This window comes from Breznakibacter xylanolyticus (genome assembly GCF_003254275.1).
Classification (GTDB): domain Bacteria; phylum Bacteroidota; class Bacteroidia; order Bacteroidales; family Marinilabiliaceae; genus Breznakibacter; species Breznakibacter xylanolyticus.
In genome coordinates this window covers 219,041-242,289 of the sequence record NZ_QKZK01000002.1, presented here as the reverse complement: position 1 = coordinate 242,289, position 23,249 = coordinate 219,041, and the positions used below count along the sequence as shown (strand labels likewise).

The 23,249-nt window shown below is 48.9% G+C and carries 14 protein-coding genes; 11 read left to right on the top strand and 3 right to left on the bottom strand.

What is annotated here, in order from left to right; all coding sequences use genetic code 11:
- Positions 1-101: 101 nt before the first annotated feature.
- Positions 102-482, bottom strand: a complete 381-nt coding sequence (locus tag LX69_RS02145; RefSeq protein ID WP_111444162.1) for a RidA family protein — start codon at positions 480-482, stop codon at positions 102-104.
- 304 nt (positions 483-786) lie between these two features.
- Positions 787-3,456, bottom strand: coding sequence for a putative LPS assembly protein LptD (locus LX69_RS02140; RefSeq protein WP_245934917.1), 2,670 nt, complete (start codon positions 3,454-3,456; stop codon positions 787-789).
- A 211-nt stretch (positions 3,457-3,667) separates the two neighbouring features.
- On the opposite strand from LX69_RS02140, the gene LX69_RS02135 reads away from it, so the two are divergent.
- The 8 genes from LX69_RS02135 to LX69_RS02095 all read left to right on the top strand — a co-directional run bounded on the left by LX69_RS02135 (position 3,668) and on the right by LX69_RS02095 (position 16,281).
- Positions 3,668-4,822: an N-acetylmuramoyl-L-alanine amidase family protein gene (locus LX69_RS02135; RefSeq protein WP_170124198.1), complete on the top strand. Its 1,155-nt coding sequence runs from the start codon at positions 3,668-3,670 to the stop codon at positions 4,820-4,822.
- 220 nt (positions 4,823-5,042) lie between these two features.
- Entirely contained in the window at positions 5,043-6,284 is a 1,242-nt protein-coding gene (locus LX69_RS02130; protein WP_111444160.1) for an MlaD family protein, read from the top strand.
- 315 nt (positions 6,285-6,599) lie between these two features.
- The gene (dnaA, locus tag LX69_RS02120) at positions 6,600-8,027 is read left to right on the top strand and encodes a chromosomal replication initiator protein DnaA (protein WP_111444158.1); all 1,428 of its coding nucleotides are present in this window, start codon (positions 6,600-6,602) and stop codon (positions 8,025-8,027) included.
- Positions 8,028-8,230: 203 nt separating this feature from the next.
- Entirely contained in the window at positions 8,231-10,402 is a 2,172-nt protein-coding gene (locus LX69_RS02115; RefSeq protein ID WP_111444157.1) for a PBP1 and LysM peptidoglycan-binding domain-containing protein, read from the top strand.
- A gap of 41 nt (positions 10,403-10,443) precedes the next feature.
- The gene (gene abc-f / locus LX69_RS02110; protein ID WP_111444156.1) at positions 10,444-12,393 is read left to right on the top strand and encodes a ribosomal protection-like ABC-F family protein; all 1,950 of its coding nucleotides are present in this window, start codon (positions 10,444-10,446) and stop codon (positions 12,391-12,393) included.
- A gap of 152 nt (positions 12,394-12,545) precedes the next feature.
- A complete protein-coding gene (gene rlmB / locus LX69_RS02105) occupies positions 12,546-13,301 on the top strand; it encodes a 23S rRNA (guanosine(2251)-2'-O)-methyltransferase RlmB (RefSeq protein WP_111444155.1) in 756 nt (251 codons plus the stop codon).
- 8 nt (positions 13,302-13,309) lie between these two features.
- A complete protein-coding gene (locus LX69_RS02100; protein WP_221621247.1) occupies positions 13,310-13,975 on the top strand; it encodes a class I SAM-dependent methyltransferase in 666 nt (221 codons plus the stop codon).
- 71 nt (positions 13,976-14,046) lie between these two features.
- Positions 14,047-16,281 carry a patatin-like phospholipase family protein gene (locus LX69_RS02095; protein ID WP_111444153.1) on the top strand — a complete coding sequence of 745 codons (2,235 nt, stop codon included), beginning with the start codon at positions 14,047-14,049 and terminating at the stop codon, positions 16,279-16,281.
- Between the two features lie 214 nt (positions 16,282-16,495).
- Here the strand turns inward: LX69_RS02095 and LX69_RS02090 are convergent, their stop codons facing one another.
- Positions 16,496-16,888: a hypothetical protein gene (locus tag LX69_RS02090; RefSeq protein ID WP_111444152.1), complete on the bottom strand. Its 393-nt coding sequence runs from the start codon at positions 16,886-16,888 to the stop codon at positions 16,496-16,498.
- Between the two features lie 236 nt (positions 16,889-17,124).
- On the opposite strand from LX69_RS02090, the gene LX69_RS02085 reads away from it, so the two are divergent.
- The 3 genes from LX69_RS02085 (at position 17,125) to LX69_RS02075 (ending at position 23,013) form a co-directional block, all read left to right on the top strand.
- Positions 17,125-20,019 (top strand): glycosyl hydrolase 115 family protein, encoded by a 2,895-nt coding sequence (locus LX69_RS02085; protein WP_245934916.1) that lies wholly within the window; start codon positions 17,125-17,127, stop codon positions 20,017-20,019.
- 324 nt (positions 20,020-20,343) lie between these two features.
- Positions 20,344-21,633, top strand: a complete 1,290-nt coding sequence (locus LX69_RS02080) for an aminotransferase class I/II-fold pyridoxal phosphate-dependent enzyme (protein ID WP_111444151.1) — start codon at positions 20,344-20,346, stop codon at positions 21,631-21,633.
- A 348-nt stretch (positions 21,634-21,981) separates the two neighbouring features.
- The gene (locus tag LX69_RS02075; RefSeq protein ID WP_111444150.1) at positions 21,982-23,013 is read left to right on the top strand and encodes an agmatine deiminase family protein; all 1,032 of its coding nucleotides are present in this window, start codon (positions 21,982-21,984) and stop codon (positions 23,011-23,013) included.
- The last annotated feature ends 236 nt before the right edge of the window (positions 23,014-23,249 follow it).

Below are 23,249 nucleotides of genomic sequence, written 5' to 3'. Positions count from 1 at the left end.
GTGCAAGTGAGGTTCTTTGTGTCATGTCGTTTTTTGACACCAAAGATAGGGGGACGGATTATGTGCTAATAGATGGGGTTGGTGGGGGGGATACGTTGTTATTATGACTTGACGGCAATGGCTTCAATCTCCACCAATACGCCCAAGGGGAGTTCTTTGACGGCAAAGGCGGCTCTGGCCGGTGCATTTTCGGGATAGTATTGGGCATATACTTCGTTCATGCCCTTAAAGTTGGCCATGTCGCTCAGTAAGCAGGTCGATTTCACCACGTTGGTAAAGGAGTAACCGGCTGCCGTAAGGATGGCGCCGATGTTTTTCATCACCTGCGTGGTTTGTTCGGTAATGCCACCTTCAAAAATTTTGCCGGTTGATGGGTCGATGGGTATTTGACCCGAAACGAATAACATGCCGTTGACTTCTACTGCCTGGCTGTATGGCCCTATGGCTGCCGGAGCCTGTGGGGTGGAAATGATGTTTTTCATGGGTTTATAATTTAGCCCCCTAATCCCCCAAAGGGGGACTTGAGGGGTTTGTCCTTCTTAATGAACTGGTGGAACTAGCCAATAATCATCCTTCTGTGTGAGGAAGGCTTACTCATGGCTCGTTTCATGTGATTATAATTTGTTTTTCATGGGGCATATGGAACTCGCCAATAGATTTCCTTCTTTGCTGCTTTGCCACTTTGCTCAGCTACTTCACTGCTCTGGCACTCCTGTACTTTTGCACTTCTCCCCTTCTCAACTCATCGTTTAGGCACTTAGTTCCTTTTCTGCTTAGGCACTTCCTTTAAAAATCGGCTCTGTTGGCATTCTGTTTTTCGTATTTGAGGTCTTGCAGCATGGATGAGTTGGCCGAGATGGTGAAGAAATAGGATTTGTAAGTCCCGATGGGTACCAGGTTGAGGCTCATGCTCCAGCAGTGCAGGTTGCGGCGGATGTTGAAGCTGGTGTGCGAGAGTTGTTTTTTGTCGAAGCTGTAGCCCGACGAAAACGAGATGGCCCATTTGGAGGTGGGACTGATGGAGCCGTTGAATGACACGTCTGAAACGATTTCCTTGTCATAGTCCATTTTTGTCTTGTTGAAGGCACCCTGCGCCAAGCGCATGTTATAGTTGAGGCTGATGTTCCAGGGGATTGAAAACTGGGCATAGCCGTCGGCGTCATATTCAACCGTTTTTTGTTGGTCGCGTTCCATCATGCGCAGTTCGCTTTGCGCCAGAGGTTGTCCAAAACGGTCGGTTTCGGCAGTCATTTCGGGGGCTATGTCTTCATCTTCGCCGGGCTGTTGTGCATCATCTTCCCCTTCTTTCTTTTTCTTCATTTTGTCGCTGCCCCACGAGAAACCGAAACTCAGGTTGGCTGATTCCAATCGGAGCAGTTGGTGATTTACTTTCAGGTGCGACTGGTTGATGCGAATAGGGGCTCCCAGTTTGTTGGTGTCCAGAGCGTATGGGTCGAAGCTGGCGCCAAAGTTGATGTCCGTTTTGAAGATTTTGGTGCGACCGGTCATCGACACCTTTTGCCATTTAAGCGAGTCGGCCAGGAAGTTATATCCTGTGCTGAAATTCAAACTTTCAAGAATCTTAATCTTTGAGAAACCGGTGGTGTCCTTGTCGTTTTTGACTTTCATCTCCAGTGTGTTGCCCAGGCTCATCGACATAGATCCCGAACGAGAGTTGCCCGGTGACCCGTAAAGCGAACCTTCGTATTTGGAATACTCATGGCGAACGATTTCATCGCTCTTGGGGTTGTAGTACTCAAACCAATCGTAATACCCATATTTGGCCTCGCCAAAATTGGGGTTGTAGCTCATGCTCACGCTGGGGGTCATCACGTGGCGAATGGCGTTGATTTTGTCGCCAAAGAGTGCCCGTGATGGGGTGTAGAAGGTGTAAAGCTTGGTACTGGTGCCGATGGAGTAGCTGTAGTCCCACACCCGGTTGAATCCCGAAATGGTGTCGGTGGTGACTACTTTTTGCTGGTCGGCGTCCCAGCCTTTGCGGATGGACTGGAAATACCAGCGCTCATTGTAATTGATGGAGGGCGATGACACAAAATACTTCAGGAATTTGAGGTTCATCGATACAGGGATGGCATGTTTCACGCCATTCTTCCAGTCATCGTTTGAGGCCGAAGTAAACAGGTCACTTTCCTTGGTGCTGATGTAATTTTTGGTGGTTGCTGAATAGGAGAAACTGATTTTTTCGTACCATACTTCTTTGCCGCCAACTTTGTTTTTCGATTTAAAGGGGGTCAAACGGTTCATGGTCAGGGTGAGGTCGGGGATGGTGAGGTCGATGGAGGTGTCGCGGCTGTTTTGCGAGTGCAACAGGTTCACCGATAAGTTGAAGGGATTGTCGGGCCAGCGTTGGGTGTACGAGATGCTCGATCGTTTGGTGTTTTGCGCTAGCAGATTGGTGTTAACTACGTTGGCGATATTTTTGCGATCGAAGGAGCTGGTGGAGTAGTTTACGCTGGCATTGACCGAGCGATAGGGATTGGCTTTGGCATCTTGCCGATGGCTCCAGGTGAGGCTCATGTCGGAGCTGGTGGCGTAATCGGGCAAATCTTTTTCGCTGGTGATGGTTTTGATGTATTGGGCATTGAAGTTCCCGCTGTATCGATACCGATTTTTATACACCGATCCGGTACGCAAACCCCACGAGCCGTTCATGTACACGTCGCCGGTGACGGTAAAGTCGAAGTAGTCACTGGCAGCCCAGTAATAACCCCCGTTGCGCAGGAAAAAGCCGCGTGTGCTCTCTTCGCCGTACGAGGGCATAATAATGCCAGAACTGTATTTGCTGGTGCTGGGCACGAATCCGAATGGAATAAACAGGAAATAAATGGGCACATCTTCCATCACAAAATAGGCCGGGCCGGTAATGATTTTGCGCCCGGGAATTACTTTTGCTTTGGTGAGTCGCAACCCGAAGTGGGGATGATCGTGATGATCGCACGTGGTGTACATGCCGCCCTTGAGGCAGAACACGTTGTCGTCGGATTTTTTAGCCACATCGCTCACCACAAATCCCTCGCCCTGTTCGGTGACCACGTGTTCGATCAGGGCTTTTTTCGATTCAAAATTGTACCGCATGGTGCGCATGGTGTACTCGCCCTGTTTGTCTTTGTATACGGGCAGGCCGATTTCGGCTCCCAGAGTATCGACTGTTCCGCAGGCATAGGCCTCTTTTCGTTCCAAATCAATTTCGATGAACCAGGCCTTGAGCTCTATGTCCTGATAAGTCACCACAGCATCCTGATAGAGGAATACTTTTTGTCCATCGAGCGAAAAAATGATGGAGTCCTTTGCGGTGTATTTGATTTCGGCAACGATGAAAGATTTTGCCGGAGCCGACTCCGATGCTGTGCTCAGGGTGTCGACAGACGAAACAGTTGACAACGTATCGGGTTGTTGCGCCTTAGCAATGGCAGACGTGAACACTATCGTGAGCAAGAATAAAAGCTTGATATGTATGTGATTGACCATTTGAAGAATCATGTGAATGGTGCTTGTGGTGAGACAAGTTGCGCAAAAATAAACAAAACAATCAACCATTTGCTCGGTGTCTGCAAAAATATGGATTGGTCACAGTTGGCTACCCCGTCAAGAATCATTAATTTTGGCACACGTTATGAAGGGCTATGTTAGCTCAAACGAATGTGATATGAAGTTCTTGTTTGCGTTTATTTTATTATTGATGTTGGTGCCTTGTTGGGTGACAGGGCAATTATCGGGGCGACTACAAACGGTTGTGATAGATCCTGGACATGGTGGAAAAGACCCTGGTGCTGTGGTGAAAAATATTCGGGAGAAGGACGTTACTCTGGCCGTTTCACTCAAGTTGGGGCAGGCCATTCAGGAACATTTTCCCGGTATCAAAGTATATTACACCCGCAGTACCGATGTGTTTGTGCCATTGGATGACCGGGCGAAACTGGCCAATGAAAAAAAGGCCGATTTGTTTATCTCCATTCATGCCAACTGGATTAGCAAGTCCGATATTGCCGGGACAGAGACATTTGTGCTGGGATTGCACCGTTCGCAGGATAACCTTGAGGTGGCCAAAAAGGAGAATGCCGTTATCGTGCTCGAGGACGATTACACAGCTAAATACGAAGGTTTCGACCCCAATAGCACCGAGTCGTATATTATTTTTGAATTGCTTCAGAACGTATACCTCGAGCAGAGTATCTCCATGGCTTCGCTCATCGAGAAAAAATTTAATCAACAATCGAAACGAACCAGTCGTGGTGTAAAACAAGCCGGCTTTTTGGTGCTTAGGCAAACAGCCATGCCCAGCGTGTTGGTTGAGCTGGGATTTCTTACCAATGCCAACGATCAGCGTTTTCTGACCAGTGCAGATGGACAGTCATCGATGGCTGCTTCCTTGTTGAGTGCTTTTAAAGATTATAAGACGCAGTTCGAAGGTCAAAGCGGTGTTGCCAATTCGGTCGATGATAAACACAACGCAGTGACAGTGGTCAATTCGGGGGAAGGTACCAAAGCACAGGGCGGTTCGTCCATTCGTGAAGTAACCTCGGGAACCTTACCTGTTTCATCGGTGGTATTTCGCATACAGGTGAAGACTTCGCCAACCCCCTTGTCTAAAAAACATTCGCTTTATAAGTCTTTTAACGACCTGTGGCGATATACCGATAAAGGTTCTTATAAGTACACCACGTTCAGCACCTCTTCGCACGACGAAGCCAAAGAGAAGCTCATTGAGGTGCGAGAAAAAGTGCCCGATGCCTTTATTATTGCATTTGAAAAGAATCAGCGAATTACCATTGCTGAAGCGCTGAATAAGCTTAAACAATAGGTGTGACGGTTGGTGTGTGCGGTGATGCGGTGACGGTACTTGCACGCGACGTTTTTTTTGTTAAAATTTACCCCGCTAAAAAAGGGAGGATGTCATTGGGTGTTGATATAGGCTAAATGGCTTTGTGATGACATACGCACATTGATGTGTCGTGTATGACTTGATTTCCTTTTTTGGGTGACGAGATTTTTAATCAATGTTTTGATAATACACATAACCAATGAAGTTAACCCGAGAGATTAAAATTGGCATGGTGGTGGTTTTTTCATTTCTGATTCTGCTGTGGGGCATGAATTTTTTGAAAGGACGCGACCTTTTTTTGGCAGGGAATAAATATTACGGAGTTTATTCACGAGTTGACGGGCTCACTGATGCCAGCCCCATTTATTATCAGGGTTTCAAGGTGGGCACGGTTCGCAACATCGAAATTCATCCAACCAATCCCAAGCAGTTTTTGGTCACTTTCACCATTACCGAAAAGGTGGCCTTTCCCGACAATACCATTGCCGAGCTTTATAGTTTAGACATCATGGGTGCCAAGGCCATCTCAATCAAGCCGGGTGATTCACAACGATCACTTTCGCCGGGCGATACCCTTATCTCGATGTTTCGCACCGATTTTGTGGATCAGATGAGTGACCAAATGTTACCCTTGAAGGAGAAGACGGAGAGTTTGATTGTGCGTTTGGATTCGTCGCTCATACGAGCCGGTACTTTTTTGGATGCCGACACCAAGAAATATTTTGATGCTTCGATGCGTGATATGAGCATCACCATGAATAATATGGCTGATATTACCTCTCAATTGAAAGAACAGATGAGCCGGGGGGGCGATATTCAGATGATTGTTGAGCATGTTAATCAATTAACTGAGATGCTAAACAGCAAGCGCGAACAACTTGGTCAGATGATTGATAATTTTTCAGAACTCTCCGGAACCCTGGCCGATGGTGGGCTTGAGCAATCGATGCATGCACTCGATTCGACCGTCAACACGCTTCGTGCGACGCTTGATGGTCTCAATCGGGGCGAAGGCACACTAGGGATGGCGCTCAAGGATGAGGCGTTGTATGAGAATATGACATTGGCGACCAATAATCTCAACAAGATATTGCTCGATTTTAAAGCCAACCCCAAGCGATATGTGTCCTTTTCGGCCATTAGTTTTGGAAAAAAAGTGTCGTTGAATGACGTTGCCGAGCAGGGAATTCAGTTTTTTGTCGCGTTGCAATCGTCGCAAAAGCCAATTCAATTCCCCAACCGGAATGTGATTGCCGGTCAAAAGGTGCATGAGAATTACGATGGAAAGATTTATAGCTATTGGAGTGGGGCATTTGAGACTTATCCGTTGGCTCAGCAATTTTTTGAAAGCGTGAAAGGGGATTATCCCGATGCAACAATTTTTGCCAAAGAAGATGGTCAGAATATCAGTCTTGAAAAAGCCATCCGAAAAAGTAAGTAACCCGCCAAAGTCGCTGAATATGTTTAGTGGACACCAAGTCTTGTGTGTAATGATTCTAAATAGTGAAGTGCAAAAAAATGTTACCAATGTCTTTAGTGTCAATTAGTTCACGGTAGTTTGGCATGGACTTCAAGTGTGGTTAAGTTATTTTGTGTCAGAGCTTTATGACGTGTTATTTTTAGCTTGTTGAAAATAAAGGGGAAATGCGGTTTTGAAAATAAACAAAGCATTTCCCATTTTTTTATCAACTTTTTTTTCGCAAATTTTGCTCTCCCGTAACCTGATAAAGTAACATAAAAAAAGGCTGAGAAAATCATGAAACCTGACCATTTAGAAGTATGGAAAAATTGCCTGACGGTCATCAAGGACAATATCCCGGCAGCAAGCTTTACCACATGGTTTGAACCCATTGTGCCCTTAAGACTAAATGGCGAAGTTCTCACCATTCAAATCCCCAGTTTGTTTTTCTACGAGCATATCGAGGAACAGTACATCGATATTTTGGGCAAGACCTTGAGACGGGAGCTCGGCCCCAAAGCAAAGCTGGAGTATAGCGTGGTGATGGATAAAAGCGCCTCGGACGTGCAACCCACAACCGTTAAATTCCCTGCCGGGAATCGCCCCGATGTGCGTAACCGTCAGGGGCAGATGACGGCACCCGCCAGTCGCCCCGAATTTCACAACCCATTTGTGGTGACCGGCATCAAAAAGCAGAATATCGACTCTCAGCTCAACCCTGAGTATACTTTTGATAATTACGTGGAGGGGGCTTGTAATCGTTTGGCTCGTTCGGCCAGTATTGCAGTGGCTCAAAAACCCGGGAAAACAGCTTTCAATCCCTTGTTTATTTATGGAAATTCAGGTTTAGGGAAAACTCATCTGGCTCAGGCCATTGGATTGGAAGTTCAGAAAAATATGCCCGAGAAAACGGTGTTGTATGTCAATGCCAATATTTTTCAAACTCAATATACCGAAGCCATTCGTCATCAGCGGATCAATGATTTTCTGCACTTTTATCAAATGATTGATGTGTTGATTATTGATGATGTGCAGGAGTTTGCCGGGAAACAAAAAACACAGAATACTTTTTTCCACATTTTTAATCACCTCCATCAAACCGGGAAGCAGTTAATTCTGACATCCGACAAGGCGCCTGTGGAGCTCCAAGATATGGAAGATCGCTTGTTGTCGCGCTTCAAATGGGGTTTGGCAGCCGATTTGCAACTGCCCGATTTTGAAACGCGCGTTTCGATCATCAAGCAAAAGTTATATAAAGATGGGGTGAGCATGCCCGATGATGTGGTGAACTATGTGGCCGGAAATGTTATTCACAATGTTCGGGAACTTGAGGGGGCACTCATCTCGTTGTTGGCTCAGTCAACCCTGAATCGCAAGGATATTTCTTACGAGTCGGCACGTGAAACAGTGGACAAATTGGTGCGCAAGACTCAACGCGAAATATCGGTGGATTACATTCAAAAGGTGGTGTGCGATTATTACGGTATTGATATTGACGAAATGCAGTCCAAGACGCGTAAACGCGAAATTGTGCAGGCTCGGCAGGTGGCCATGTATTTTTGCAAAACCATGACCACAAGCAGTCTGTCGGCTATTGGTTCAAAAATCGGGAACAAGGATCACGCCACGGTGTTGCATGCTTGTAAAACCATCAACAATCTTCAGGAGACTGACCGGGACTTTAAAAATCAATTGCTCGATATCGAGTATCAAATTAAAGAATAATCATCACCGATCTCTGACCACAGCCTTGGGGGAGATATGATGAGACAAGTACAGACCCGGCATTCGTCTAACGGATGCCGGGTTTTTTGTTCACTCTTTTAGGGTTGTTTTTGCTTGGCTCATGTGCTTTCGTTATTTTTGAAAGTTTTTTAACTGTCAATTCGTTTGTTAGTTTCTTATAATCAGTTGTTTTGATTGGGTTTATGAAATTACTTTCTTCTTACTTTGGTTCAAAACCGTTTGCCGGTTTCCTCAATATCGTTCGTCCGCTTTGGGTTGGTTTGTGCATGTGCATGGTCAGTCTGGTATTGATGCCTGTCTGTGCTCAAAAAGTCCCGGCCGGGACTGAAAAAGTGGTCGTGAATGGGGTCACCTATTACCTTTATAAGGTGCAAAAGAGCGAAGGGCTTTATCGGGTTTCGGTGAACACACAGGTGTCGCAAGAGGTCATTGTGCAACATAACCCCGAGGCCAAAGACGGGTTGAAAGCAGGACAAGTTTTGCGAATTCCGGTACAGGAGCCAGGGGTATCGGTTCCTGTACCGGTTCCTATATTGCAACAGGTTACTGAATCAAAAAATATCATTCATACGGTTGCACCGCAGGAGACGCTTTATGGCATTTCGCGTAATTATGGGTTGACGGTCGCAGAGCTGTTGAACGAAAATCCCGGTATTGCCAATGGTCAGATCACGCCCGGCATGCAGTTGCGAATCCCCGAGAAAGGGAAAGTGCGCCCCAAAAATTATCTTAAACACGAAGTGCAAGCTGGCGAAACCCTTTATGCCATTGCCCGAAAATATCAGTTGCCGGCTGCCGATATTCGCAATGCCAACCCGGGAATTGACGAAAATGATATTAAGACCGGGGTGGAGTTGACCATTCCCATTGAAATTGCCGAGCGGGATGCCGAGTGGAAGCAGACTTTGCGCGACAAGCCTTTTACCATGCATGAGGTTAAGAAAAAGGAGACCCTTTTTGGTATTTCGCGACAATATAATGTGACCGTTGAGCAATTGCAGGATTTCAACACGTCAGTGGACTTTGGTAACCTTAAAAAAGGTGACGCGCTGAAAATTCCCTCCGAAAAGTGGCTCCAGGCACTGCGGGATTCCGCAGCACAAACGACCACGCTCATTGATGAACCCATGGTGATGCCTGTTACCAGTGATTGTCAATATCAGTATTTTGTATCCCGACCAGCCATCAAAATAGCCATCCTGTTACCATTTAACGTTGCCGGAAAACATGCCGCTGCTGACGGAGACGATGAAAGCCATTCCGGCTCCAAAGCGGTTTCGGGGCGAAGCAGGGTGGTGGTCGAGTTTTATGAAGGTTTATTGCTGGCTCTGGATGCATACAAGAAGCAAGGGGTTAATTTTGAATTATTTGTTTACGATACCACTGATGATTTGGCCAAAGTGTCACAGATCCTTCAGAAACCCGAGTTGTCGACCGTCGATTTGATTGTCGGACCGGCGCATACGGCTCATTTGAAGACCGTATCAGATTTCTCGAAACAGCATGGGATTAAGATGGTGAATCCCTTTACGAACACTAATTCCGAGTTATGCAATAATCCAAATCTGTTTCAAATGATGCCGGTCGATACGTTGATGTGGGAAACGATGGCTCGGAAAATTGTTGCCGACGGCGCCGGTAAACGTTTGATTGTGATTCGTTCGGCGAATCCCACGCCTGCCGAAACGGCGTTGGCCGAATTGTTGCGAAAGCATACCGTGCAGCACAATGCCATTCAGCCGCTTAAAACCGAGTTGTTGGAGCATGTGTACGGTCAGGCCGGTAAAGGCGCATTGGTGGATAAACTCATTCCCGACCAGCAGAACCTTCTGTTTATCCCATCCACCGAAGAATTATTTGTGAGCAAGGTTGTTGCATCACTCGAATCGCTTGCGGGGCGCAACAACTCACACTTGGTGCTTTATGGGATGCACGATTGGTTGCGTTTTCAGAGCATTGAGGCTGAGAGTATTCACAAACTAAATACCCGTATCATATCATACTATGGCATCGATTATCAGAATGAAAACACCCAAAAGGTGCTTGCCGAGTATCGGGCGTTGTTTCATACCGAACCGTTTGCCATCACGCCCTATTTTCAAAAGCCTTCGGGGAATGGCGGATACAGTCGGTTTGGGTTGTGGGGGTACGATATTGCGACCTGGTTTGTAGGGGCTTTGGTGGATTATGGCCCAACTTTTGAACATTGCATGAGCCGTGTTAAGACAACTCTTGTGCAGTCGAATTTCCGTTTTCAGCGCATCTCAAATTGGGGCGGTTTTTACAACAACGGGTTGGTGATGATTCATTTTAATAGTGATTATTCGGTTACGCCGGTCAAAGTCACCCCCTAATTTTTCGGTTCGATTCATTCGAAATAAAGCATTGATTTAATATGATTTCCATACATCAGTTGACGGTCGATTTTGGCGGGTATACATTGTTTGAAGATGTTTCGTTTTTGATTAACCCGCGCGATCGCATTGGTTTGATTGGGCGCAATGGCGCCGGTAAATCCACCATGTTGCGCATTTTGGCCGGTCAAATGCAACCCACATCGGGTACCGTGGCCAAACCCAACGATTTCACCTTGGGTTATCTTCCGCAGCATCTGGATGTGACCGATACCCGCCCCTTGTTTGAAGAGGTGGAGACGGCCTTTGAAGAGCTGCGATACATCCGCCAGCAATTGGACGCACTCAACCACGACCTGGCGCATCGAACCGATTACGAAAGTGAGGATTACAATCGATTGATTCACCGCATAACCGATCTCAACGACCGTTACGACCTGTTGGGCGGGGGGAATTATCATGCCGCCATTGAGCAAACGTTGAAAGGTTTAGGCTTTGAACGCAGTGATTTTGCCCGAATGACTTCGGAGTTCAGCGGTGGATGGCGTATGCGGGTGGAGCTGGCCAAGATATTGCTTAAGCGTCCTAACCTGTTTCTACTCGATGAGCCAACCAACCATCTTGACATTGAATCGATTCAGTGGCTCGAGGATTTTTTGAAGAACTATCAGGGCGCTGTGTTGTTGATCTCGCACGACCGTGCTTTTTTGAATAACATTACCAATCGTACCATCGAAATTTCGATGGGAAAGATATATGATTACAAGGCCTCTTATGATCGATTTCTGGAGTTGAGAGCCGAACGTCGCGAACAACAATTGGCCGCTTATACCAATCAGCAAAAGCGGATTGAAGACACAGAGAAGTTCATTGAGCGTTTTCGGTACAAGGCCACTAAATCGGTTCAGGTGCAGTCGCGCATTAAACAGCTCGAGAAAATCGACCGCATTGAGGTGGACGAGATTGACACTTCGGGGCTCAATATTCGTTTCCCGGCTGCGCCTAAGCCCGGCGTGATGGTGGTGGAAGGGAACGACATCACCAAGCAGTATGGCGATCATGTGGTGCTGCAGTCGGTTGATTTCCGCATTGAAAGAGGTGAAAAAGTGGCTTTTGTAGGGCGTAATGGCGAAGGGAAGACCACTCTCTCGCGCATCATCATGAACGAGATTGAATACAACGGAGACCTGAAACTGGGACACAACGTCACCATTGGATATTTTGCGCAAAACCAGGCCGAGCGTCTCGATCCCAATCTGACGGTGCTCGATACCATCGATCGGGTGGCTGTTGGCGATATCCGCACCAAAATTCGTGACCTGTTGGGGGCTTTCCTCTTTAGTGGCGAAGATGTGGAGAAAAAGGTGGGCGTGCTTTCGGGGGGCGAAAAAACCCGTCTGGCCATGGTGATGCTCTTGCTAAAACCGGCCAACCTGCTCATCCTCGATGAGCCAACCAACCACCTGGATATGCGTTCCAAGGAGTTGCTTAAGCAGGCGCTCATCGATTTTGACGGAACGGTGCTGTTGGTGTCGCACGATCGTGAATTTTTAGATGGCTTGGTCAATAAGCTTTTTGAGTTCCGGGATAAAAAAATTAAACAACACCTGGGTGGGGTTTATGACTTCTTGCAACGCAAAAAAATGGAATCGTTTGCCGAGCTGGAGGTAAAACAAACCGAGCGTAAAGAGCAAAACGCTCAGGCGGCACCTTCGCAGGGCAAAATCAGCTTTGAAGAGCGGAAGGAGTTGAGCCGTAAGATCAAAAAGGCACAAAAGACCGTTGACGAGAGCGAGCAGGCCATTGCCCGTATCGAAAAGGAGATGGCCGTTTTGCATCATCAGATGGAACAGCCCGAGCATGCTGCCGACATGGCTTTGTTCAATCAATACGATGCCCTACAGAAATCCCTCGATCGGGAAATGGAAAGCTGGGAGGTTGCTCACGGCGAACTGGAGGAGCTTGAAAAACTGCGATTGGAGATGGATTGATGATTGGGGCAATCCATTTGCGTTGTCTGGTTATCGTGCTTATTGGGATTTGAACATTCCAAATCATCCATTCGAAAAAGATAGAACAACGAACTTTGCAGTAAACAGATACATCTACACATTATTGCTATATCACAACACAAATAAAACACATGGAACAACACCCTTCAAAATCAACCGCCACCCTGTTATTTGGCCTTCGTGCCATTATCGAAGCCATCCACGCCGGCAAAGAGGTGGATAAAGTATTGTTGAAGAAAGGTCTGGAGGGCGACTTGTTCAAAGAGCTGTTTGCCCTGATTAAGCAGCGTGGCATCCCATACCAGATGGTGCCCATTGAGCGCATTAACCGCGTGACGACTAAAAATCATCAGGGAGCGTTGGCATTTGTGTCGCCCATCGAGTATCAGCACATCGAAGATGTGTTGATGAATGTTTTTGAACGTGGTGAAAGCCCGTTGGTGGTGGTGCTCGATGGCATCACCGATGTGCGCAACCTGGGTGCCATTGCCCGTTCGGCATACTGTGCCGGGGCGCATGCCCTGGTGGTGCCCGAAAAGGGTGCAGCGCTGATCACCCCCGATGCCATCAAAACCTCGGCCGGTGCTTTGCTCGAGATCCCGGTTTGCAAGGCCAAGCATTTGCCCCGCATGGTCGATTACCTCAAAGAGAGTGGTTTGACCATTGCCTGTGCCACCGAAAAGGGAGCGCGCAACTATTTTGAGTGTAATTTTTCAGGGCCGTTGGCTTTGGTGATGGGCGCTGAAGATGTGGGCATTTCTCCATCCATCTTGCGCGTGGGCGATGAGATGTGTAAGATTCCCGTGACAGGTGCCATCGGGTCGTTGAACGTGTCAGTTGCCGCCGGGGTGTTGTTGTTTGAAGCCGTGAAGCAGCGTTTGGCCTGATGATGTCCATGGGTGATTTGCACAACGCCTTGCATGGGGTGGTTTGCCCACTTTGTCAATATGCTGGGGATGCAGTTCGTGTGTCGGGTCCCGACACACGACACTATTATGAGTGTTCGCGTTGCCGACTGATATTCGTACTTCCCGGCGAATACCCCGATGCCGACCGTGAGAAACAGCGTTATTTGGCACATCAAAATACCGAAACCAATCGAGGGTATGTTCAGTTTCTGGAGCAGGCCATTGATCCTGCTTTGCCGTTTTTGAGAGCCGGCGATCACGGCCTTGACTACGGTTGTGGCCCTCATCCCACGCTGAGTGGGTTGATGGGCGAACGCGGCTGGATGTGCGACAATTACGATCCCTTTTTTTATCCCGAGCTTCCGGCGGTGAGTTATGATTATATTTTTGCCACCGAGTGCATCGAACATTTCTTTTTTCCTCATCGCGACTTTGGGCAAATGTTGCAATGGCTTAAACCGGGAGGCATTCTCACCCTGCTCACGGGCATGTGGCAGTCGCACGCGCAGTTCGCCACGTGGAGTTACGCCCGCGACTTTACCCATGTTTGTTTTTATCATCCCCAAACCATGCGGCACCTGGCCGAAAGTCTGCATCTGACGATGCTCTACAATGATGAGCGGCGGGTGTGCGTGTTAAAAAAGAAGGTATAAAGTTGTGAGAATCCCTTGAGGTGGTTATTTTAGATGCCGTTTGCATTGTTTCGCATCAATAACCTTCCTCTATGTCGTTTCGCTCCCTTGTCATCACCTTGCTTTTTTGTGTGGTTGTATTGTTACCTCCCATGTGGGGGCAACGTCCCAAAATCGGTTTGGCGCTCAGCGGCGGTGGCGCCAAGGGGCTGGCGCACATTGGTGTGCTCAAGGCCATTGACAGTGCGGGTTTGCAGGTCGATTACATTACCGGCACCAGTATGGGAGCTATCATTGGCGCCATGTATGCAGCCGGTTATTCGGGCAATGAAATTGAAGCCCGGGTGAAAGCCCTCGATTGGGACAAACTGCTCAACGGCCGGCCCAATTACAGTCAGGTGAGTTTGGACGAAAAGGACGAGCTGGATAATTACACGGCCGAATTGCCCGTTCGTCATGGAAAGCCGGTGCTTTCGACCGGTTTTTTGGAGTCGGAAGAGGTGTGGCTTACTTTTTCCGAGATATTTTTTCCCGTTCATCACATCAAGGATTTTTCGCAATTTGATATTCCCTTTAGTTGCATCGCCACCGATTTATCCACGGGGCAGCCGGTGGTGATTAATCAAGGTGAAATTGTGTGGGCCATTCGCAGCAGCATGGCGCTTCCTTCGGTATTTGCTGCCACTACGTGGGGCGACACCAAACTGGTGGACGGGGGCATCGTGCGTAATTTCCCCGTGAGTGATCTCAAAGCCATGGGCGCCGATTATTTCATTGGGGTGAACCTTTATTCGGGACTTTCGCAGGCCAAGGATTTGAAAACCATGCTCGATGTGATGTATCAAATCACCAACTTTCGCGATGCCGAATATCTTCAGTTCGAGCGGGGATTGTGCAACATCCTCATCGAACCTGCCATGACCACTTATTCGGCTGCCAGCTTTAATAATGCAACAGAAATCATCGATATCGGCAACCAAACGGGGCAGGATTACTACCCCGTGTTTAAGCAATTGGCCGATTCGCTAAATCGTCTTTATCCCCCATCGGCTCAATCACGCCCCAAGCGCGTGAAATACGACAGGGTGGTGATTGACGGTATCAGCATCGAGGGGCAGGTGTACACCAGTCGCACCATGTTGTTGCAAACCCTCGATGTGGAAACCGGCAAGTCCTACACACCCGAGGAGTTGAGTGCCCGCTTTCGAAAGGCCTATGCATCGCTTTACTACCAGTATGTCTATTACGAGCTGGAGCCGACCACGCCCGGACATTGCCGTTTGCATTGCATCTTACGCGAAAATGAGATGCAGCATGTGAAGTTTGCTTTGGGCTATCACTCCTTTTATAATGCGTCGATGACGCTGAATTATACCTGGCGCAACCTCTTGCTCGACAAATCGGTATCGTCGGTAAAGGTGGCCATTGGTCAAAACTGGAAAACACGCATTCAGCACAAGCAGTTTTTTGGCAATCAACTCAATAATCTGGCCGATTTCTCAGCCCGGTTGGAGCGGCTCAAGATGCCCATCTACAACAAAAACCTTTTGTACGATATTTACCAGGGCTACGACTTGCGTTTGAACCTTGAATATCTTCGGTTAAAAGGCATTCATTGGGGCTATGGTGGCGGTGTTGGTGCCGGTTTTACCTATTTTGAGCCCGATGTGATGACGGCCAATCATTTTGAAGGGTCGCTAGTGATGCCCTACACATATATTACCGTGCGGCACAACTCGCTCGACCGACGTTTTCTGCCCACCTCGGGTAAGCTGCTTAATATTAAGTTTTCTGCCGGCATCTCCCGACAGATTGATTACATGACCCTCTCGGGTGGACAACGCGTCGATACCCTCTACTATCCGCCCAATCCCTTGTTTTCGTTTGCGATGCAATACGAGAGTTATCGGCAAACCGGCAGTCGAACCACCCTTTTTGCGCAAATGCATGGTGGTTACACGCAAAACAACGAGAATCTCATTTTCGATCGCATTGTGTTGGGAGGCATTCAAACGCATCTTGCCAATCAAATCCCCTTTGCCGGCCTGCTGGATGCCCAATTGACTTCCACGTCGGTGCTGGCCGCTTCCATTGGATGTCATTATCGCATGTTTGGCGACCTTTTCCTGATAGGACGAGCCAATGCTGCTGCCCATGGCTTTCGGTTTCCCATGGGAAATGAAAAGCCGGTGGCTCCTAAATTCATCAGTGGGTTTAGTTTGGGGACGGCTCTCAATTTCTCACTGTTGCCCATGGAGTTTAATCTCATGTATTCGCCCTACATCAATAGCATCTACTCGCATTTGCGGGTGGGATTTTTGTTCTGACAGGATGCAAATCGGGGCTGTGGCAGCGCTGATCTCAAATTTATATTCCAATGTCGTTCAGTTAGTGCGATTCACAAAAGAGACAAGAAGATGATTAGACTAAAGACAGATAGATTAGACTGAAGAGACGAAGAGAACGGATCTAAACATCTGTTTTCATCTCATCATCTGTCTCTTAGTCTGACATCTTTTCTCTTAACTAAACGACATTGATTTATATTCCCAACTCTTCTTTAATCCGGTTGATGATAACCATGCGATTGAACGAGTACGTGCTGCTTTGTGCTTCGGCTTCGCTGAGCAGGTGCAGAGCTTTCAATTTCAGGTTTTCGGCAATGTCGTGTCGATGGTGTTGATGGGCGATGTCGGCCGCAGTGTTCAGGAACTCCCCCATGCTGTCGGCAATGCCCGACGATGCTGGCCAGTCGGGTTGCTGCAGTTCATTGTCGGGCAGGTTTAGGAATTCATCCAACGTCATTTTATAGACTGATTCAAGCGTGCGCGTCATCTCGTCAAACGCCTGATGGGGTTGTTGTATTTTGAGTAGTCGAGCCAAGGCTTCGGCCAGGTCGGCCAGTAAACGGAGGATGTAGTCTTTTTGAATCATGGGGCGTGATGGTGTGGGGTTTGTGGCGTAAACTTATTTGTAATAAGTGATTTGTTTGCTGGCTTTGAAGGATTTTATTGGGAATGACGTGATGGGGCAGGTGCCAGCTTTATCGTCCCTTTTGACGATTTTAATGACCCATACTCCTGTCAAATGCGTGTAAATTGTGAACTGTTTTGACACTCATAAAAATGATGAAATTTTGATGGTGTCACAAACTTTAAAACGCTTAAAATATGACAAGAAAAAAAAGGAATGTTTCGTTCGTTCAAACCATGATGATGGTTTGGGGGATGATGTGGTTGTTTCCGCTGACAATGGGAGCCATCAATCGTCTCGATTATGTGTCGACCACCGCATCGGCGGGGGATTTCCCGTTAATTGTCAATGGGGTGCCGGCCGCCATTGTTGCTTCGCAAGACGATGAAGCCGGTGTGAAACGCGTGGTGGGATTGTTACAAAATGATGTGGCCATGGTGGCCGGTCAAAAGCCCGAGTTGATGTGGGACAAAACCGGCAATCATACGCACGTGATATTGGCCGGAACCCTTGGGAGCAATCCCATGATTGACCGCCTGGTGGCCGAAGGCAAGCTCGATGGGGCGATGCTTCGCGGTAAGTGGGAAGCTTATGTGGTGCAGGTGGTTCCACAACCGATGCCGGGCGTTGAACAGGCTTTGGTGATTGCCGGCAGTGACAAACGAGGTACCATCTTCGGCATTTTTGACCTTTCGGCGCAGATGGGCGTGTCGCCCTGGTATTTCTGGGCCGACGTTCCGGTGGTGGCTCAGCGGAATTTATATGTGAAACCCGGCGTGCATACCATGGGTGAACCGTCCGTGAAGTATCGCGGCATCTTTATCAACGATGAGGCGCCTGCTCTGGCCGGTTGGGCTCATAAATATCATGGTGGTTTCACCCATACCTTTTATGAAAAAGTGTTCGAATTGATTCTTCGCCTCAAGGGTAACTACCTGTGGCCGGCCATGTGGGGGCGTTCCCTGTTTGACGACGATCCGCTTAATGCTCCCCTGGCGCACGAGATGGGGGTGGTGATTGGCACATCGCACCACGAACCCATGATGCGTGCGCACGATGAGTGGCGACGGTATGGTTCCGGAAAGTGGGATTATACCACCAATGCACCGGCTTTGGAGCGTTTCTGGCGCGACGGGCTTACCCGCATGGGCAACCACGAGAGCCTGGTGACCATTGGCATGCGTGGCGACGGCGATGAACCCATGACCGAGGGCACGGCCATTGATTTGCTCGAAAATATTGTGGCTTCACAGCGAAATATCATCGAGGAGCTGACCGGCCAAGCGGCCGCGCAAACGCCTCAGGTGTGGGCATTGTATAAAGAGGTGCAGGATTATTACGACCATGGCATGCGTGTGCCCGATGATGTGACCCTGCTGTTGTGCGACGATAACTGGGGCAACCTCCGTAAATTGCCACAACCCGGCGAGGCCAAGCGTGCCGGGGGATACGGCATTTACTACCATTACGATTATGTGGGAGGGCCTCGCAATTACAAATGGATCAACACCAATCAGATTTCGCGCGTGTGGGAGCAAATGCACATGGCCTGGGAACATGGCGTGGATCGACTGTGGATTATCAACGTGGGCGACATCAAACCCATGGAGTTTCCCACCGAGTTTTTCCTCGATTATGCCTGGAACCCCGATGCCATCACCGCCGCTATGTTGCCCGATTACACCCGTCGATGGGCGCGTCAATACTTTGGCGGTCATCACACCGATGACATTGCCCGCATTGTAGATGACTATTCGCGCTTCAATTCACGCCGAAAGCCCGAATTGCTCGATTGGACGACCTACAGTCTGGTCAATTACCGCGAATTTGAACGCGTGGTGGAGGACTACAACCAACTGGCTGCATTGGCCACCAAGGTGGGAGAGCAAATGCCTGCTGCATACAAGGATGCCTATTTTCAATTGGTGTGGTATCCGGCCGTGGCCAGTGCCACCATCAATGAGTTGTATTTGCGCGTGGCTCAAAACCATTTGTTTGCCCGTCAGGGACGTTCAACCACCAATGCCATGGCCAAGGCAGCCTTCGAACTCTTTAACCGCGATGCCGAGTTGTCGCGTCAGTACAACGAAGATTTGGCCGGCGGCAAGTGGAGCCACATGATGGATCAAACCCGCATTGGTTATACCTATTGGCAACAGCCCGACTCGAACCGCATGCCCGATGTGAAAACCATTGAGCTGCCCAATGAGGTATTGCTGGGGGTAGCTGTCGATGGTTCCGATCAATGCTGGCCCGTGGATGTGACAACTTTGCGCTTGCCCGCTTTTTATACGTCTTACCCGCAGAAACACTACATCGATGTGTTCAATCGCGGCAGTCGCGATGCGATGTACTTCATTAAAAACAAGGCACCATGGGTAAAGCTGAGTCAAACACAGGGCGAGGTGGGTGACGGTGTGCGCGTGTGGGTTGAGATTGATCCGGCCCGAGTGCCGAAAAAGGGTGGGGTGACCACGCTTGACATCTCCGGACCTCAGGGGCAGCAAACTACCGTAACTGTCGAGGCAATTCAGTCGTTACCCGCGATTCCGGCCGATTTCAAAGGGGCTGTGCAGGTGAATGGATATGCAGCCATGGAGGCTGAACAGTTTACCCGCAAAACCGAAACACCCGGCATGCGTTGGGAAGTGGTGCCCGGTTTGGGGCGGACACTTTCGGGCGTGACGCCACAGCCGTCGACCCTGCCATCGCAAAAGGCTGCACTAGCCAATAATGCTGCTTTGCATTACGATGTGTGGATGCACGAGGCCGGCGATGTGGAGGTGCATGCTTATGTGTCGCCCACGCTCGATTATCTGTCGCGTGGCGGCATTCGTTACGCGGTGTCGGTCGATGGCGGCGCCCCCGTTGAGGCGGTGATTCACCCGCTCAAATCGGAACGTGAATGGGAAAAGGCTGTGGCCGACAACATCGTGGTGACCACCACGCGTCACCGCATCGCCAAGCCCGGCAAGCACACGGTGACCATTCACCTGATTGACCCCGGCGTGGTGCTGCAAAAGGTGGTGATGGCTTCCAGGCCGTTGCCGCAGTTGTATCTGGGGCCCGATGCAACAGTGAGGGGCAAGTGATGTGTGCGATTCTGGAATATCGCTTTTTATCAATAGCCGTCTGCTTTAGTGGATGGGTATCATGAACTGCATCAGTCGGGCTTTAGCCCATTGTCATTCGTATCGGGCTATGCCCTACGTCAATTCTAATCATTGTCGATGAGGTTGAGTGTTTTTCATTCATCATTCGTTGTACTTATAAATCCACAGGCGGTCATCTTTTTGCGAAGGTGGCCGCCTTTGCTATTTCGGTGAGCTTAAATGAGCGAAAAACTGTTTTTGGGGCTGTTGCGGGTTGTGCGAAAAAGCGTATTTTTGCCCCGTTTGAACATTAAACACTTTACAATGAACCCACAGGCACAGGAACTCAACAACATTATTCAGTCAAAAAATCCGGTCGTATTAGAACTGCTGTCGCAGAAAGGAAAAAATATTTTCTTCCCCAAGAAAGGGATTCTAGGGCAAGGCGCCGAAGCCAAAGGCACGCGCATCAATGCCACCATTGGCGCGGCCATTGAGGACGACGGGACGCCCATGCGCCTGAACTCCATCGACGAAAAAATCAATCTCGATCCCATCTTTTCATTTCCCTACGCGCCCAGCTTTGGTCGTCCTGACATTCGCAAGCGCTGGCAAGAGATGCAAGTGGAGAAGAACCCCGATTTGAAGGGCAAAACTTTCAGCTTGCCTGTGGTGACCAACGCCCTGACGCATGGCATCAGCATGGCCGGTTATTTGTTTGCCGATCCCGGTCAGGAAATTTTGGTGCCCAATCTGTTTTGGGGCAACTACAATCTGGCGTTGATCAATGGTTACGATGCCCGCATTGTGACTTACAACCTCTTCAGGGGCAACGGGCTCGATGTGGAATCGATGTATGAGTCGTTGATGACCGCCGGTGAGAAAAAAGTGTTGTTGCTCAACTTCCCCAATAACCCCAGTGGCTATTCACCCACCTTTGATGAGATGAAGGCTTTGGTATCGGCCATCAAACAGGCCGCTGAGAAGGGTAAAAAGATTGTGGTGATTTGTGATGATGCCTACTTCGGACTGGTATTCGAGAAGGGCATCGATGGTCAGTCGCCTTTTGCCTACCTGGCCGATATTCACGAAAACGTGTTGGCCGTTAAAGTCGATGGCCCTACCAAGGAAGATTACGTGTGGGGATTTCGCGTGGGATTCATCACCTTTGCCGTGAAAGGTGGCGATGCCTCACTGTACGAAGCGCTGGAAAACAAGGCGGCGGGTGCTGTGCGTGGAAATATCTCCAATGCATCTAACCTTTCGCAGTCGTTGTTGCTCAAGGCATTTGATTCACCCACTTACAAGCAGGAAAAACAGGCGAAGTTCGAGATCATGCAGCAGCGTTACGAGGCTGTGAAAGAGGTGTTGAAGGATACTCGTTATCAGGAGTTTTTCACCACATTGCCTTACAATTCGGGCTATTTCATGTGCGTGAAACTGCGCGAAGGTCTCGATGGGGAAGCCGTGCGTCATCTCTTGATTGAGAAATACAGCATCGGGGTCATCAACCTGAATAACATGTTACGTGTGGCCTTTGCCGCCGTGGCTGCTTCGGACATGAAAGCCCTGTTTGATGGCATGTACAATGCCTGCAAGGAACTGAGTAAATAATCCCAAAGTCCCTCACTACCTCTCCGAGGGGGAGGGGACTGTACGATATTTTAATGAGAAAATGAAAAGGGAGCTTGTTTCCCTTTTTTTTTGTAAATCCTAAATCAATGTCGTTAAGTTAAGCCCTGAAAGGGCGATAAGCAGCAGCGTTGGGCATCGCCCAACGATGAATGCAGACTCAATCTTAGAGCCCTGAAGGGGCGTAAGCTTACGCCCCTTCAGGGCTTGAGTTTGTTTTTTAATTTAAACAGGGCTTTGCCCTGCTCTGTTGCTGGCGCCCCATTGGGGCTTAACTAAACGATATTGAAACACAAAACACTCAAGTCAACGTCCCAAAACATTATCGTCATGCCAACCACACACACCATATTTCCGGCAGAATGGGCACCCCAAAGTGGGGTGATGCTCACCTGGCCGCACATCAACACCGATTGGGCCGATATTCTCAACGAAGCTGAGCATTGCTTCATCAACATTGCCCGTGAGATTCTCAAACGCGAAAAATTGTTGATTGTGTGTCACGATGTGTCGCATGTGCGGGCGTTGTTTCCCGAGGTGGATGACCATCGGTTGATGGTGGAACACGTGGAGAGCAACGATACCTGGGCGCGTGATCATGGGCCGCTCACGTTGATGCGGAATGGCCGTCCGGTGTTGCTCGATTTTAAGTTCAACGGTTGGGGATTGAAGTTCGCTTCGGGAAAAGACAACCTGATTACGTCTCGATTGTTCGACCGCGAGGTGTTTGCCGAGGGGGTGGGTTACGAAAATCATCGCAACATGGTGCTCGAAGGGGGCAGTTTGGAGTCGGATGGCGAGGGAACCTTGCTGACCACCTCGGAATGTTTGCTTTCGCCCAATCGCAACGATGAGTGGAACCGTCACGATGTGGAGCAACAATTGATTGAACGCCTGGGCGTGAAGCGGGTCCTGTGGCTCAACCATGGTTACCTGGCCGGCGACGATACCGACAGTCATGTGGACACTCTGGCGCGTTTTTGCTCGGTCGATACCATTGCTTACGTCAAGTGCGACGACCCCAACGATGAGCATTTTACCGAGTTGGATGCCATGGAAAAGGAGCTGATGGCCTTAAAGCAGCTCAACGGGCAACCCTACAAACTGGTGCCATTGCCCATGGCTGATGCTGTGTTTTACGAAGAGGAGCGCATTCCTGCCACCTATGCCAATTTCCTAATCATCAACGGCGCTGTGTTGTTGCCCGTGTATGGCAGCGCAAAGGATCGGGAGGCTGTGGATGCGTTGCAGGTCGCCTTTCCCGATCGCGAGATTGTTTCCATCGACTGCATTACCCTAATCAAGCAACATGGATCGCTGCATTGCGTGACCATGCAGTTCCCCGAAGGGGTGTTGGGGTGAGGGGATGGAAAGTAGCAAAGCGGCAAAGTAGCAAAGTGCCTGAGTGAAGAGAGTGGAAGAGTGGAAGAGTGGAGGAGTGGAAGAGTGCAAAAGTAAGAAAGTAGCTAAGCAGGAGAGTGCAAGAGTGCAAGAGTACAAAAGTGCAAAAGTGCAAAAGCAAGAAAGTAGCTAAGCATGAGAGTGCAAAAGTACATGAGTGCAGAAGTGCAAGAGGGAGTGAAGGTGAGGTTACTCCA